The 14,905-nt window shown below is 74.3% G+C and carries 13 protein-coding genes; 11 read left to right on the top strand and 2 right to left on the bottom strand.

All coding sequences use genetic code 11. The annotated features are described in order from the left end of the window. From G6556_RS10085 to secA, 4 genes are all read left to right on the top strand, one after another. Window positions 1-419 (top strand): phosphoribosyltransferase family protein (locus G6556_RS10085; RefSeq protein ID WP_166940914.1); only part of this gene is annotated, 419 nt, incomplete at its 5' end. 163 nt (window positions 420-582) lie between these two features. After that, window positions 583-1,275: a ribosome-associated translation inhibitor RaiA gene (raiA, locus tag G6556_RS10080; protein WP_166940912.1), complete on the top strand. Its 693-nt coding sequence runs from the start codon at window positions 583-585 to the stop codon at window positions 1,273-1,275. 130 nt (window positions 1,276-1,405) lie between these two features. After that, window positions 1,406-2,668: a crosslink repair DNA glycosylase YcaQ family protein gene (locus G6556_RS10075; RefSeq protein WP_240934232.1), complete on the top strand. Its 1,263-nt coding sequence runs from the start codon at window positions 1,406-1,408 to the stop codon at window positions 2,666-2,668. Between the two features lie 152 nt (window positions 2,669-2,820). Next, window positions 2,821-5,646 carry a preprotein translocase subunit SecA gene (gene secA / locus G6556_RS10070; protein ID WP_166940910.1) on the top strand — a complete coding sequence of 942 codons (2,826 nt, stop codon included), beginning with the start codon at window positions 2,821-2,823 and terminating at the stop codon, window positions 5,644-5,646. 95 nt (window positions 5,647-5,741) lie between these two features. On the opposite strand, the gene G6556_RS10065 is transcribed toward secA, so the two are convergent. Beyond that, entirely contained in the window at window positions 5,742-6,215 is a 474-nt protein-coding gene (locus G6556_RS10065) for an Rv3235 family protein (protein ID WP_346774824.1), read from the bottom strand. Between the two features lie 351 nt (window positions 6,216-6,566). Between G6556_RS10065 and G6556_RS10060 the strand changes: the two genes are divergently transcribed. Further along, window positions 6,567-7,052 (top strand): hypothetical protein, encoded by a 486-nt coding sequence (locus G6556_RS10060; RefSeq protein WP_166940906.1) that lies wholly within the window; start codon window positions 6,567-6,569, stop codon window positions 7,050-7,052. A gap of 9 nt (window positions 7,053-7,061) precedes the next feature. Here the strand turns inward: G6556_RS10060 and G6556_RS10055 are convergent, their stop codons facing one another. After that, entirely contained in the window at window positions 7,062-7,715 is a 654-nt protein-coding gene (locus G6556_RS10055; RefSeq protein ID WP_166940904.1) for a hypothetical protein, read from the bottom strand. Between the two features lie 365 nt (window positions 7,716-8,080). On the opposite strand from G6556_RS10055, the gene G6556_RS10050 reads away from it, so the two are divergent. The 6 genes from G6556_RS10050 to G6556_RS10025 all read left to right on the top strand — a co-directional run bounded on the left by G6556_RS10050 (window position 8,081) and on the right by G6556_RS10025 (window position 14,586). Continuing rightward, window positions 8,081-9,970 carry an acetolactate synthase large subunit gene (locus G6556_RS10050; RefSeq protein WP_166940902.1) on the top strand — a complete coding sequence of 630 codons (1,890 nt, stop codon included), beginning with the start codon at window positions 8,081-8,083 and terminating at the stop codon, window positions 9,968-9,970. Between the two features lie 10 nt (window positions 9,971-9,980). Continuing rightward, on the top strand, window positions 9,981-10,505 hold the full coding sequence (gene ilvN / locus G6556_RS10045) for an acetolactate synthase small subunit (RefSeq protein WP_147796002.1): 525 nt from the start codon (window positions 9,981-9,983) through the stop codon (window positions 10,503-10,505). Window positions 10,506-10,573: 68 nt separating this feature from the next. Further along, a complete protein-coding gene (ilvC, locus tag G6556_RS10040; RefSeq protein WP_147796003.1) occupies window positions 10,574-11,602 on the top strand; it encodes a ketol-acid reductoisomerase in 1,029 nt (342 codons plus the stop codon). 128 nt (window positions 11,603-11,730) lie between these two features. Further along, on the top strand, window positions 11,731-12,288 hold the full coding sequence (locus G6556_RS10035; protein WP_240934220.1) for an ASCH domain-containing protein: 558 nt from the start codon (window positions 11,731-11,733) through the stop codon (window positions 12,286-12,288). Window positions 12,289-12,332: 44 nt separating this feature from the next. Further along, on the top strand, window positions 12,333-13,376 hold the full coding sequence (locus G6556_RS10030) for a 3-isopropylmalate dehydrogenase (RefSeq protein WP_166940898.1): 1,044 nt from the start codon (window positions 12,333-12,335) through the stop codon (window positions 13,374-13,376). A 100-nt stretch (window positions 13,377-13,476) separates the two neighbouring features. Next, complete coding sequence (locus G6556_RS10025) at window positions 13,477-14,586, top strand: branched-chain amino acid aminotransferase (protein ID WP_166940896.1); 1,110 nt, start codon at window positions 13,477-13,479, stop codon at window positions 14,584-14,586. Window positions 14,587-14,905: the final 319 nt, after the last annotated feature.

The following is a 14,905-nucleotide window of genomic DNA, read 5'->3' as shown; positions in this document are numbered from 1 at the left end:
GGGTCCCCGCGCCGCTGCTGGTCGTGCCCGCGCCGCCGTCACCGCGGGGGCGGGCGCGCCGCGGCGAGGACCTGGTCGGTGCGCTCGCCCGGGCCGTCGCGGCCGGGCTCGGCGGGGCCGTCGCGCTGCCCGCGCTGCGGCTGTCCGGCGGCGGCCGGGACCAGGTCGGCCTGGGTGTGCGGGGCCGCGCGGCGAACCTCGCGGGCCGGGTCCGGGTCCGCCGGCGGGCCCGGCCCGCGCTCGCCGGGGCGCGGGTGCTCCTGGTCGACGACGTGCTGACGACGGGCGCCACGCTGGCCGCCTGCCGGTCGGCGCTGGAGTCCGCGGGCGCGCAGGTCGCGGGCGGGCTGGTGCTCGCCGTCACCCGTCCGCCGGGCTCCCCGACCGGTTGGTTGGAAGCCTCGGCCGACCCGGGCTAGCGTGGTCCTCCACAGCACCGGGAGGCACTGACGTCCCCCGGTACCGGGACTCGACGGGTACGCCCGCACGAGGAGGTGGTGCCGCAGACCGCGCCCGTGAGGGCGCTCAGAGCACGCTGCCGGGCGGGCACCGACCCGCCCCCGGACCTCCAGGAGGTACCCCATGGAGATCGTCGTCGCCGGCCGTCACACCGACGTCCCCGAGCGGTTCCGTCAGCACGTGACGGACAAGCTCGCCAGGCTCGAGCAGCTCGCCCCCCGGGCGCAGCGCATCGACGTCGAGGTGACCCACGAGCCCAACCCCCGGCAGGCCGCCGCCGCCGAGCGGGTCGAGCTGACCGTGGTGGGCAAGGGACCGGTGATCCGCGCCGAGGCGTGCGCGGACGACCGGTACGGGGCCTTCGACCTGGCGATCGACAAGCTCGCGGAGCGGCTCCGCCGGGCGCGCGACCGGCGCAAGAGCCACCGCGGCAAGGTCCCCGCGCCGGTGAGCGACCCGCTGCCGCCGCTCGAGGACCTGGAGCCCGAGCCCGTCGCGCCCGAGCCCTCCGAGGACGGGGTGGTGGAGACGACCCTCGGCGACTCGCCGGTCGTCATCCGCGAGAAGGTGCACGTCGCGCAGCCGATGACCATCGACGACGCGCTCTACGAGATGGAGCTCGTCGGCCACGACTTCTTCCTGTTCGTCGACGCCGAGACGGCCCAGCCGTCCGTCGCGTACCGCCGCCGCGGCTGGAGCTACGGGATCATCAAGCTCGACGCGGCCGTGACCAGCATGGGCTCGGGCGACGGCGCAGCCGCGGCGCCGCAGGCCGGGGGCGTCGCCGCCCCCGCGGGGGCCGCCGCCCAGCGCTGAGCCGGACGACGCCACCGCACCGCGCCCGCCGACGACCCTCCGGTCGGCGGGCGCGGTCGTGCCCGCCGCTAGCGTGCGGTGGCCCACCCGCCGCGCGGCCACCGGCACGGCGCACCGGCCCGCGGGCTCGCTGTCGCTGTCCCAGGCGCGCCGGGTCGCGCTGCGCGCCCAGGGCCTGGACCGCCCCCGCGCCGAGCGCACCGGGCCGGCCACGATGCGGCAGCTGCAGCAGGTGGTGGACCGGGTCGGCCTGCTGCAGATCGACTCGGTCAACGTGGTCGCCCGCGCGCACCTGGTGCCGACGTTCTCCCGGGTCGGCCCGTACGACCCGGCGCTGCTGGACCGGGCCGCGGGCCGGGCGCCCCGCCGGCTGGTCGAGACCTGGGCGCACGAGGCGTCGTACGTGCCGCCGGAGACGTACGCGCTGCTCGGCTGGCGGCGGCGCGCCTACCGCGACTACGCGTGGGGCTCCATCCGCGAGGTGCCGCTGACGCACTCGCCGCTGGTGGCCGACGTGCTGGCGATGATCGCGGACGACGGCCCGCTCACCGCGAGCGAGGTGCACGCCCGCGTCGAGGGCCCGGTGCCGCGGGACCGCACGGAGTGGGGCTGGAACTGGACCGCGGCCAAGCGGGTGCTGGAGTACCTGTTCTTCACGGGCCAGGTCGCGTCGGCGCGCCGGAACCCGCAGTTCGAGCGGTGCTACGACCTCACGGAGCGGGTGCTGCCGCCGGAGGTGCTCGCCGCGCCGGAGCCGGACGACGACGACGCGGTGCGCGCGCTGCTCCGGATCGCCGCCCGGGCGCACGGCGTCGCCTCGGAGCGCTGCCTGCTCGACTACTTCCGGATCAAGGGGCCGCGAGCCCGGGCCGCGGTCGGCGACCTGGTGGACGAGGGCACGCTGGTGCCGGTGCAGGTCGACGGCTGGGCCCGGCCCACCTACCTGCACGCCGACGCCGACCTGCCCCGCCGGGCCACCGGCCGGGCGCTGCTGAGCCCGTTCGACCCGCTGGTGTTCGAGCGCCGCCGGCTGGAGGAGCTGTTCGGGCTGCGGTACCGCATCGAGATCTACGTGCCGGAGGCGCAGCGGGTGCACGGGTACTACGTGCTGCCGTTCCTGCGCGGCGAGCGGCTGGCCGCGCTGGTCGACCTCAAGGCGGACCGCCGCGCAGGGCTGCTCCGGGTGCACGCCGCGCACCCGGCGGAGGCCGCCGGCCCGGTGCCGGGCGCCGTCCCCGGCTCCGCGCCGGGTGACGTCGCGGCGGACCTGGCGGCCGAGCTGCGGCTGCTCGCGACGTGGCTGGGGCTGGACGACGTCGTGGTGGGGGACCGGGACGGGACGCCGCGCGGGACGCTGGCGCCGGTGCTGGCGGGCGCGCTCGCGGCGGGCTGACCCGCCCGGCTGACCGCCGGGCCGCCGGACGGGTGCCACCGGGTTGCTGCGCGTCGCCGCACCTCACCTACGATGGTCGGGGCCCGGCTGTGCGGTCGGGACGCCGGGACGCCGCACGTGGCCACGTGGGGCGCAGCGAGTCGGGAGTGCACGTGCCTGCGATCCTCGAGAAGGTCCTCCGCCTGGGCGAGGGACGGATCCTCAAGAAGCTGTCGGGTGTCGCCCAGCAGGTGAACGCGCTGGAGGACAGCTTCACGTCCCTGTCGGACGCCGAGCTGCGCGAGGAGACCGACCGGTTCAAGGCGCGGCTGGCCGACGGCGAGTCGCTGGACGACCTCATGGCCGAGGCGTTCGCCGCGGTGCGCGAGGCCGCGCGCCGCACGCTCGGCCAGCGGCACTTCGACGTCCAGCTGCAGGGCGGCGCCGCCCTGCACTGGGGCAACATCGCCGAGATGAAGACCGGTGAGGGCAAGACCCTCGTCGCGACCGCGCCGGCCTACCTCAACGCGCTGACCGGCAAGGGCGTGCACGTCGTCACGGTCAACGACTACCTGGCGAGCTACCAGGCCGACCTCATGGGCCGGGTCTACCGGTTCCTCGGCCTGACCACCGGCGTCGTGCTGTCCGGCCAGACGCCCGCCGAGCGCCGCGTGCAGTACGCCGCCGACATCACCTACGGCACGAACAACGAGTTCGGCTTCGACTTCCTCCGCGACAACATGGCGTGGAGCACCGACGAGCTCGTGCAGCGCGGCCACCACTTCGCGATCGTCGACGAGGTCGACTCGATCCTCATCGACGAGGCCCGCACGCCGCTCATCATCTCCGGCCCGGCCTCCGGCGACGCGAACCGCTGGTACTCCGAGTTCGCGAAGGTCGTCCGCCGCCTGCAGCCCGAGCGCGACTACGAGGTCGACGAGAAGAAGCGCACCATCGGCGTCCTGGAGCCGGGCATCGAGCGCGTCGAGGACTACCTCGGCATCGAGAACCTGTACGAGTCGCTGAACACCCCGCTGATCGGCTTCCTGAACAACGCCATCAAGGCCAAGGAGCTGTTCAAGCGCGACAAGGACTACATCGTCGACAAGGGCGAGGTGCTCATCGTCGACGAGCACACCGGCCGCGTCCTGCCGGGCCGCCGCTACAACGAGGGCATGCACCAGGCCATCGAGGCGAAGGAGGGGGTGGTCATCAAGGCCGAGAACCAGACCCTCGCCACGATCACCCTGCAGAACTACTTCCGGCTCTACGACAAGCTCTCCGGCATGACCGGTACCGCCGAGACCGAGGCGGCCGAGTTCCAGGGCACGTACAAGCTGGGCGTCGTGCCGATCCCGACCAACCGCGGGATGCAGCGCATCGACCAGGCCGACCTCGTCTACAAGGCGGAGGAGGGCAAGTACGACGCGGTCGTCGCGGACATCGTCGAGCGGCACGCGCACGGCCAGCCCGTCCTCGTCGGCACCACGAGCGTCGAGAAGTCCGAGATCCTGTCGAAGAAGCTCCGCAAGGCCGGCGTCCCGCACGAGGTGCTCAACGCGAAGCAGCACGCCCGCGAGGCCTCGATCGTCGCGCAGGCCGGCCGCAAGGGCGCCGTCACGGTCGCCACCAACATGGCCGGCCGTGGCACGGACATCATGCTCGGAGGCAACGCCGAGTTCATGGCGGTCGCCGACCTCGCGTCGCGCGGGCTGGACCCGAACGAGAGCCCGGAGGAGTACGAGGCCGCCTGGCCCGACGCCCTGGAGAAGGCGAAGGCCGCGGTCGCCGCGGAGCACGACGAGGTCGTGGAGCTCGGCGGCCTGTACGTGCTCGGCACCGAGCGCCACGAGTCCCGTCGCATCGACAACCAGCTGCGCGGCCGCTCCGGCCGGCAGGGCGACCCGGGCGAGTCCCGGTTCTACCTGTCGCTGCAGGACGACCTCATGCGGCTGTTCAACTCCGGCATGGCCGAGTCGATGATGACCCGCGCCGGGTTCCCGGACGACCTGCCGCTCGAGTCCAAGATCGTGACCCGCGGCATCCGCTCCGCGCAGTCGCAGGTCGAGGCGCGGAACTTCGAGATCCGCAAGAACGTCCTCAAGTACGACGACGTGCTGTCCCGGCAGCGCGAGGTCATCTACGAGCAGCGCCGCCGCGTGCTCGAGGGCGAGAACATGCAGGAGCAGGTCCAGCACTTCCTGGAGGACGTGCTCGACGACTACGTCACCGCCGCCACCGCCGAGGGGCACCCGGAGGACTGGGACCTCGAGCAGCTGTGGACCACGCTCAAGACCGTGTACCCCGTGTCGATCGAGGTGGACGAGGTCGTCGAGCAGGCCGGCGGCCTGGGCCGGGTCACCCCCGAGCTCCTCAAGGCCGAGCTGCTCTCCGACGCGCGGATCGCCTACTCCGAGCGCGAGACGTCCCTGGGCGAGGCCAGCATGCGCCAGCTGGAGCGCCGGGTCGTGCTGTCCGTGCTGGACCGCAAGTGGCGCGAGCACCTCTACGAGATGGACTACCTCAAGGAGGGCATCGGCCTGCGCGCGATGGCCCAGCGCGACCCGCTGATCGAGTACCAGCGCGAGGGCTACCAGCTGTTCCAGGCGATGACCGACGCCATCAAGGAGGAGGCCGTCGGCTACCTCTTCAACCTCGAGGTCAAGGTCGCCGAGCCCGCGCAGGCCGCCGCCGCGGCCGCCGACGGCGACGCGCAGGCCGTCTCCGCCGAGGGCGACGGCGCGACCGCGCCGGTGCTGGTGGCCAAGGGGATCGACGGCCCGGAGCGCCGGGTCCCGCTGCAGTACTCGGCGCCGAGCGTCGACGGCGACAGCGGCACCACCGTCACCCGCGGCCGACGCGCGGCCGGCCCGGCGACGTCGGCGCCGGCGGACGGCACCGCGGGTCCCGCGGCGTCGGACGGGTCCGGCGCGGGTGACGACGCCGGCAACCGCGAGGCGCGCCGCAAGGCCGCGAAGCAGCAGCGCCGCCGGGGCTGAGCCCCGCCGGCCCGACGCCGCCCGTCCGCCCCGCAGGGGGAGGGCGGGCGGCGTCGTCGTACCCGGGCCGGGAGCCTGGTCGCGGTGCCGCTCCGTCAGCCCACCACGAGCGCCGACGCCCGCCAGCGCCCCGTCGACCGGCTGAGCCGGACCGCGACGGCGCGGACCCGGTCGGCGTGGGCGACGACGACGGAGGACTCCACGGTGTGCGCGTCGACGCGGTGCACCCGCACCCGCCGCACCGACGGGCGCCGGGTCGGTCCCGCCGGGTCGGGCGGGTCGGCGAGGTCGCGGGCGCCGGCGGCCGCGTCCAGCACCCGGGTCCCGGGTGCGGTGAGGACGGCCCGGCGGGCGAGGCCGTCGTAGACGTCGGGCGTGAGCCAGCGTGCGAGCTGGGCGAGCGGCCGGCTGCCGGCGAGCACCTCGACGGCCGCCAGGGCGACCATGCAGCACGCCTGCCGCGGGTCGAGCTCCGGTGCCCCGCCCGGCGCCCCGTCGCGGGCGCGGGACCGGGCGGTCCGGACGGGTGGCTGCCGCCGGGGCCGGCCCGTGCGCAGGGCGGGCGGCACCGGGTCGGGCGCGGGTCCGCCCGGCGACGGCGTCGCGGTGCGGGGCGGTCCGGTCTCGTGCGCCGTCTGCTCCGCGGGGAGGGGCGGCGGGGCGGGGACGAGGCGGACCCCCACCGCGGTGCTCACGGCACCCCGGTCGTGGTCGTGCCGCTGCTGTCAGTGCTCATGGGGTACCTCCGTGGTCGGCCGGCCGCAGCCGGGGGGCCAGATGTACCGCGCAGGTCGGGCGGCCGCCAAGGAGGGCGCCGCAGCCTGGGGACAACTCCGGGCGCGTCGCGCCCGAGGTGCCGGACTCGCCCGAGTTCGTCCTCGATGTGCCCCGTTCGCACCGCCGGGCGGCACACTGGTCCCGTGCGTCTCTACCTGCCTGCCACCCTGGACGAGCTCGACGACCTGCTGGGCGGCCGCGCCCCGCTCGCGGCCCCGCGCCGCGCGCACGCGGTCACCCCGGCGCTGACCGCGCTGCTGCCCGACGAGGACGAGGAGGGTGTCGAGTTCGCGGCGCAGCTCATGGCCGCGGACGACGCGCTCGTGCTGCTCGCGTCCCGCCCGGACGCGCCCGGCCTGCGGCTCGTCCTCACCGTCGAGGTGCCGGACGACGCCGTGCAGGACGGAGCGCCGGAGGACGGCGCGGGGGTCGACGACGAGGCGGCGAGCCTGGTGACGCTGACGGCGCCGGCCACGCTCGACGTCGTCGTGTGCGCGCACGTCGACGAACCGGCCGCCAAGGACGAGGTCGCCCGGGCGCTGGACGGCGACGACGCCGCGCTCGACTCCCTCGCCGAGCGGGACCTGCTCTGGTACGACGCGACCGAGCTGGCGGCCATCCCGCGCTGACGCCGGGGCTCAGCCCTCGACGTCCACCACGACGCGGACCGGGTCGGCGAGCAGCTGCACGCGGTACGGCCGCGGGTCGCCGGTGACCCCGACGAGCGCCTGCGACTGCGCCTCGAACGCGCCCAGGTACACGGCCTCGGCGACGGCGGTGCCGCCCGCGACGGTGCGGGGCACCCCGACGGGCGCCTCCGTCAGCCTGGTCTCGTACGGCAGCACCGTGCCCTCGACGGTCACGCGCAGGACGCTGTCCCCGGCCAGGTCGACCTGCTCGTCGCTCGGGTCGGCCACCGCCGCGTCGACGTACTCGACCCGCCACCCGGGCGTCCCGGTGCCGCCGAGCTCCAGGACGACCCGGTCGAAGCCGTCGTGGTGGCCCACCCGGACGCCGGTCACGGTGAGCGCGGCGTCGGCGGAGGGCGCCGCGGTGCTGACCCCCGTGCCGGCGGCCGCCGAGGGCGGGGCGGTCGGGGCGTCGTCGGCGTCCCCGGTGGGGGACGGGCTCGGCTCCGGCGTCGCCGTGGCCGTCGGGGCGGAGCTCGTCCGGTCGGCGCTCGTCCGGGCGGGCGCGGCGTCGTCGGCACCGCCGCACGCCGTGAGCAGCGCGAGCGCCGCGACCGCGGCCCCGGCGAGCAGCGGGCCGCGGGCGGCGCGGGTGCGGGTCATGCGGTGAGGCTAGGAGAGCCCGCGCCCGTCCGGGGGTCGCGCGGCCGGCGCGGCAGGTCACGACTCGGTCCCGATCATCTGGTGGACTCGTGCACCACGATGTGAGACGCCTCCCAGCGGGCGTGACACCACGGGATGCGCGGCGTAGTGTCACGTGACATGCGGACGAACCTCCTCCTCGTAGTACTTCCCGAGCGCGCCGGCTGACGCCACGCACGGAAGGCTCTGCCCGCGCGCGCACCCCTCGACCGGCCCGGCTCCTCGGGCCCGAGGGGTTTTTTCGTGCCGGCGAGGACTCGCGCGGCACCCACGCGGCCCCGGTCGCAGCAGCACCCGCTCCACCCGCACAGACGCAGGAGACACCGATGGTCCAGGGCCCCCACCCGGCACCGCCCCGCAGGTCGGCCGCGCCCGCCGGCACGCCCGAGGCGCGCGAGCCCGCGCGCCTCGTCGAGCCCGCTGCCCGCGAGGCCGCCCCGGCCGCCCGGCCGCGGCCCGTCGTCACCGAGCAGGTCACCGGCGCCAAGTCGATCGTCCGCTCGCTCGAGGAGGCCGGCGCCGAGGTCGTCTTCGGCATCCCCGGCGGCGCGATCCTGCCGACGTACGACCCGCTGATGGACTCCACCCGGCTCCGGCACATCCTCGTGCGGCACGAGCAGGGCGGCGGCCACGCGGCCACGGGCTACGCCCAGGCCACCGGCAAGGTCGGCGTCACGATGGCCACCTCGGGCCCGGGCGCGACCAACCTCGTGACGCCGATCGCCGACGCGAACATGGACTCGATCCCGCTGGTCGCGATCACCGGCCAGGTCGGCGCCTCGCTGATCGGCACGGACGCGTTCCAGGAGGCCGACATCGTCGGCATCACGCTGCCGATCACCAAGCACAACTTCCTGGTGACCGACCCGGACGACATCCCGCGCACGATCGCGGAGGCGTTCCACATCGCGTCGACCGGCCGCCCCGGCCCGGTGCTGGTGGACATCGCCAAGTCGGCCATGCAGACGGACACCACGTTCACCTGGCCGCAGCAGCTGGACCTGCCGGGCTACCACCCGGTGACCAAGCCGCACGGCAAGCAGATCCGCGAGGCCGCCCGGTTGCTCGCGACCGCCCGCCGCCCGGTGCTGATGGTCGGCGGCGGCGTGATCCGCTCCGGCGCGTCGGCCGAGCTGCGCCGCCTGGTCGACGAGTCCGGCGCCGCCGTGGTCACCACGCTGATGGCCCGCGGCGCGCTGCCCGACACGCACCCGCAGCACCTCGGCATGCCCGGCATGCACGGCACGGTGGCCGCGGTCGCCGCGCTGCAGAAGGCGGACCTGGTGGTGGCGCTGGGCGCGCGGTTCGACGACCGCGTGACCGGCAAGCTGTCGTCGTTCGCCCCGAACGCCACGATCGTGCACGCGGACATCGACCCCGCGGAGATCGGCAAGAACCGCGCGGTGGACGTGCCGATCGTCGGCGACCTGCGCGAGGTCATCGCGGACCTGCTGCCCGAGCTCGCCCGCGAGCAGGTGCAGCACGGCAAGCCGGACCTCGAGGCGTGGTGGCGGCAGATCGACTCGTGGCGCGAGACGTTCCCGCTGGGCTACGACGAGCCGACCGACGGCCACCTGGCACCGCAGCACGTGATCTCCCGGATCGGCGAGCTGTCCGGGCCGGAGTCGATCTTCGTGTCCGGCGTGGGGCAGCACCAGATGTGGGCCGCGCAGTTCATCAAGTACGAGCGGCCCAACTCCTGGCTGAACTCCGGCGGCCTCGGCACGATGGGCTTCTCGGTGCCCGCCGCCATGGGCGCGAAGGTCGGCGCCCCGGACCGCACCGTGTGGGCGATCGACGGCGACGGCTGCTTCCAGATGACCAACCAGGAGCTCGCCACCTGCACGATCAACGAGATCCCGATCAAGGTCGCGGTGATCAACAACTCCTCGCTGGGCATGGTCCGGCAGTGGCAGACCCTGTTCTACGAGTCCCGGTACTCGAACACCGACCTGCACACCGGTCACGGCACCATCCACGTCCCGGACTTCGTCAAGCTCGCCGACGCCTACGGCGCGGTCGGCCTCCGCTGCGAGACGACCGCGGACGTGGACGCCACCATCAAGCGCGCGATGGAGATCGACGACCAGCCCGTGGTCGTGGACTTCACGGTGTCGCGCGACTCGATGGTGTGGCCGATGGTCGCCGCCGGCGTGAGCAACGACGACATCCAGTACGCCCGGGGCATCTCCCCGGCGTGGGACCGCGAGGACTGAGGAAGAGATCATGAGCCGTCACACCCTCTCCGTCCTCGTGGAGAACAAGCCCGGCGTGCTGACCCGCGTCGCCGGCCTGTTCGCCCGCCGGTCGTTCAACATCCACTCCCTCGCGGTGGGCCCGACCGAGCACGACGAGATCTCCCGGATCACCGTCGTGGTCGACGTCGACGCCCTGCCGCTCGAGCAGGTCACCAAGCAGCTGAACAAGCTGATCAACGTGATCAAGATCGTCGAGCTCGAGGACGCCGCCTCCGTGCAGCGCGAGCTGCTGCTGGTGAAGGTCCGTGCCGAGGGCCCGGTCCGCACCCAGGTGCTCGAGGTGGTCGAGCTGTTCCGGGCGCACGTCGTGGACGTCGTGCCGGACACCGTCACCATCGAGGCGACCGGCAGCCCGGGCAAGCTCACGGCGCTCCTCGCCGCGCTCGAGCCGTTCGGCGTCCGCGAGATCGTCCAGTCCGGCATCGTGGCCATCGGCCGCGGGCCCCGCTCCATCACGGACCGCGCGCTCGAGCGCGTCAGCCGGTCCGCCTGAGGCTGCACCCGCAGCACCACCCCAGCACCCTTCGCACGCACGACCCCGCACACACAAGGAGAACCATCGTGGCTGAGCTGTTCTACGACGACGACGCCGACCTGTCGATCATCCAGAGCAAGAAGGTCGCCGTCATCGGCTACGGCAGCCAGGGGCACGCGCACGCGCTGAACCTGCGCGACTCCGGCGTCGACGTCACCGTCGGCCTGCGCGAGGGCTCCGCCTCCCGCGCCAAGGCCGAGAACGAGGGCCTCAAGGTCGCCACGGTGGCCGAGGCCGTCCAGGGTGCCGACGTCGTCGTGATCCTCGCGCCGGACCAGGTGCAGCGGCACATCTACCGCGACGAGATCGCCCCGAACCTGACCGAGGGCGCCGCGCTCGTGTTCGGCCACGGCTTCAACATCCGGTTCGGCTACATCAAGCCCGAGGCCGGCCACGACATCGTCATGGTCGCCCCGAAGGGCCCGGGCCACCTCGTGCGCCGCGAGTACGTCGACGGCCGGGGCGTGCCGGTGATCGTCGCCGTCGAGCAGGACGCGTCCGGCTCCGCCTGGGACCTCGCGCTGTCCTACGCCAAGGGCATCGGCGGCCTGCGCGCCGCCGGCATCAAGACCACGTTCACCGAGGAGACCGAGACCGACCTGTTCGGCGAGCAGGCCGTCCTCTGCGGCGGCGTGTCCCAGCTGATCCAGTACGGCTTCGAGACGCTGACCGAGGCCGGCTACCAGCCCGAGGTCGCGTACTTCGAGGTGCTGCACGAGCTGAAGCTGATCGTCGACCTCATCTTCGAGGGCGGCATCACCAAGCAGCGCTGGTCGGTCTCCGACACGGCCGAGTACGGCGACTACGTCTCCGGCCCGCGGGTCATCACGCCCGACGTGAAGGAGAACATGAAGGCCGTCCTCGCGGACATCCAGAACGGCGCCTTCGCCGAGCGGTTCATCACCGACCAGGACGCCGGCGCGCCGGAGTTCAAGGAGCTGCGCGAGAAGGGCCAGAACCACCCGATCGAGCCCGTGGGCCGCGAGCTGCGCAAGCTGTTCGCCTGGGTGAAGCCGTCCGACACGGACTACGTCGAGGGCTCCGCCGCGCGCTGACCCGCCGGCCGCTCCTCGCGCCGAGGTAGTACCTCCGCGCCGAGGTAGGACCGTCCACGGTCCTACCTCGGCGGGACGGCCCTATCTCGGCGTCGTGGTTTCCGCTCGCGTCCGGGAGGATGGGCCGCATGACCGACGACGCCGCCGCCAGCACGCACGCCGACGAGGTGCTGGAGTTCTGGGAGGTCGCCCGGGTGCGGGCCGGCGTCGTCCGGTTCGCGTCGGTGCTCGGGCCGGGGGTGCCGGGGTCGCTCGTGCCGCCGTCCTGGGCGTTCGGGGACGACCCGGCCCTCGCCGACGCGGCGCTCGCGCTCGTGCTGGACGGCACCAAGACCGCGACGTCGACGGCCCTGGCGGAGCTCGAGCACGCCGACGCGCCGCTGCCGGTGAAGGGCGACCTGGCGATCGTCACCGACGGCGCCGGCCGGCCCGGCGCCCTCATCCGCACCACGCGGGTCGAGACGGTCCCGTTCGGCGAGGTCGACGCGGACGTCGCGGCGGCGGAGGCGGAGGGCGACGGGACGCTCGCGTCCTGGCGCGCGGACCGCGAGGGGTCCTGGGGCCCGCTGCTCGAGGCGCTGGGTGCGGTGCTGACGGACGCGACGCCGGTCGTGCTCGAGCGGTTCGAGCTGCTGTACCCGCGGCCCGGCGACCGGGGCGCCGCCGCGGCACCGTCCGAGGCCTGAGACGGTCGTCCCGGGAAGTAAGACGACTCACTAGGGTGGAGAGCATGGCGCAGCGGATCAACCTGGCGGTCGTCGCGGGTGACGGCATCGGCACCGAGGTCGTGGAGCAGGGGCTCCTGGCCCTCGACGCCGCCCTCTCCGGCTCGGGCAGCACGGTCACCACGACCGACTTCGACCTGGGCGCGCGCCGCTGGCACGCGACCGGCGAGACGCTGACCGACGCGGACCTCGAGGCGATCCGCACGCACGACGCGATCCTGCTCGGCGCCATCGGCGACCCGAGCGTGCCGTCCGGCGTCCTGGAGCGCGGCCTGCTGCTCAAGCTGCGGTTCGCCCTGGACCACTACGTGAACCTGCGCCCGTCGAAGCTGTACCCCGGCGTGGCCTCCCCGCTCGCGAACCCGGGCGACGTCGACTTCGTGGTCGTCCGCGAGGGCACCGAGGGCCCGTACGTCGGCAACGGCGGCGCGATCCGCGTCGGCACCCCGCACGAGATCGCCAACGAGGTCAGCGTCAACACCGCGTTCGGCGTCGAGCGGGTGGTGCGCGACGCGTTCGCCCGCGCGAACGCCCGCCCGCGCAAGAAGCTCACCCTGGTGCACAAGCACAACGTCCTGGTGCACGCCGGCCACCTGTGGCGACGCACCGTCGAGGCCGTGAACGCCGAGTTCCCGGACGTGACCGTCGACTACCTGCACGTGGACGCGGCGACCATCTTCCTGGTCACCGACCCGGCGCGGTTCGACGTCATCGTCACGGACAACCTGTTCGGCGACATCCTCACCGACCTCGCCGGCGCGATCGTCGGCGGCATCGGCCTGGCCGCGTCCGCGAACATCAACCCGGACCGCACCGCGCCGAGCATGTTCGAGCCGGTGCACGGCTCCGCGCCGGACATCGCCGGGCAGGGCAAGGCCGACCCCACCGCGACGGTGCTCTCCGTCGCGCTGCTGCTCGAGCACCTGGGCGAGCGCGAGGCCGCCGCCCGCGTCGAGGCCGCGGTCGCGGCGGACGTCGCGGAGCGCGGGGGCCGAGTACGGTCGACGGCCGAGGTGGGCAAGGACCTCGCCGCGCGCATCGCCGGCTGATCGCGCCCGCTCGGGGCGCACCGTCGCTGTCCCGCCGTCCCACCGAAGGCCGTCGCCCAGGTACCGTCAGATCAGACTCCTGGTGAAAGGCCGCAGACTCATGAGCATCTCCGACACGACCGACCTCGGCTCGACCTTCGAGGTCCGTCCCACCGACACCCCGACGCCCGACGCCGAGCGGGAGTCGCTGCTCGCCACGCCGAAGTTCGGCACCGTGTTCACCGACCACATGGCCCGCGTCTCCTGGACCCAGGGCCTCGGCTGGCACGACCGCCGGGTCGAGAAGTACGGCCCGCTGCTGCTCGACCCCGCCACCGCGGTGCTGCACTACGCCCAGGAGATCTTCGAGGGGCTCAAGGCGTACCGGCACGCCGACGGCTCCGTGTGGACGTTCCGCCCGCAGGCCAACGCCGAGCGGCTGCAGCGCTCCGCCCGCCGGCTCGCGCTGCCCGAGCTGTCCACCGAGGACTTCCTCGCGTCGGTGACCGCGCTCGTGCGGACCGACGAGGCCTGGGTGCCGTCGGGGGAGGAGACCAGCCTCTACCTGCGGCCGTTCATGTACGCGTCCGAGGCGTTCCTCGGCGTGCGGCCGTCGCTGCAGGCCGAGTACCTGGTGATCGCGTCGCCGGTCGGCTCGTACTTCGCCGGGGGCGTCAAGCCGGTGTCGATCTGGGTGTCCGAGGACTACGCCCGCGCCGCGGCCGGCGGCACCGGCGCGGCCAAGTGCGGCGGCAACTACGCCGCCAGCCTGCTCCCGCAGCAGGAGGCGCAGGCCCGCGGCTGCGAGCAGGTGTGCTTCCTCGACGCGGCCACCGGCACGCTGCTCGAGGAGCTCGGCGGCATGAACGTGTTCGTGGTCGGCGCCGACGGGTCCGTGTCGACGCCGCGGCTCACCGGCTCGATCCTCGAGGGCGTCACGCGGTCGTCGATCCTGCAGCTGCTCACCGAGGACGGACGCGAGGTCGCCGAGCGGGACATCCCGCTGGCGGAGCTGCTGGACGGGATCCGCGACGGCAGCGTCGCCGAGGTGTTCGCCTGCGGCACCGCCGCGGTCGTGACGCCGATCGGCCGGCTCGCCGGCGGCGACTTCGACGTGGCGGTGGGCGACGGCGCCGCCGGCCCGGTCATGCAGAGCATCCGCCAGCGCCTCACCGACATCCAGTACGGCCGCGCCGCCGACCCGCACGGCTGGATGCACCGGCTGGTCTGACGGGGTCGCCGAGTTCGGCACTCCGTCGCCCAGGTCGGCACCTCCAGGTGCCGAACTCGGGCGCGGAGTGCCGAACTCGGCCGCCGTCCCGCACGGTGGACGGGGCTGACGGCGGGCGTGACGTGTGCCACGATGTCGGCATGGCCCTCCCGATCGTCATCGCCTAGCGCGTCCGCCCACCCCCGCGGACGCGCCGACCTCCCGAACCCGGGGGGTCTTTTTGTTGCTCGACCCGCACGCCGACCCGGCGCGCACCCCCGGCAGCTCGCCTCGTCCCCTCGCCGAGAGAAGCACTCCCCGTGACCGAGCCCTCCGCCTC

It is taken from the genome of Cellulomonas sp. IC4_254, assembly GCF_011603975.1.
Lineage (GTDB): Bacteria > Actinomycetota > Actinomycetes > Actinomycetales > Cellulomonadaceae > Cellulomonas.
The sequence above is the reverse complement of the archived record's forward strand: the minus strand, read 5'-3'. Positions and strand labels throughout refer to the sequence as shown.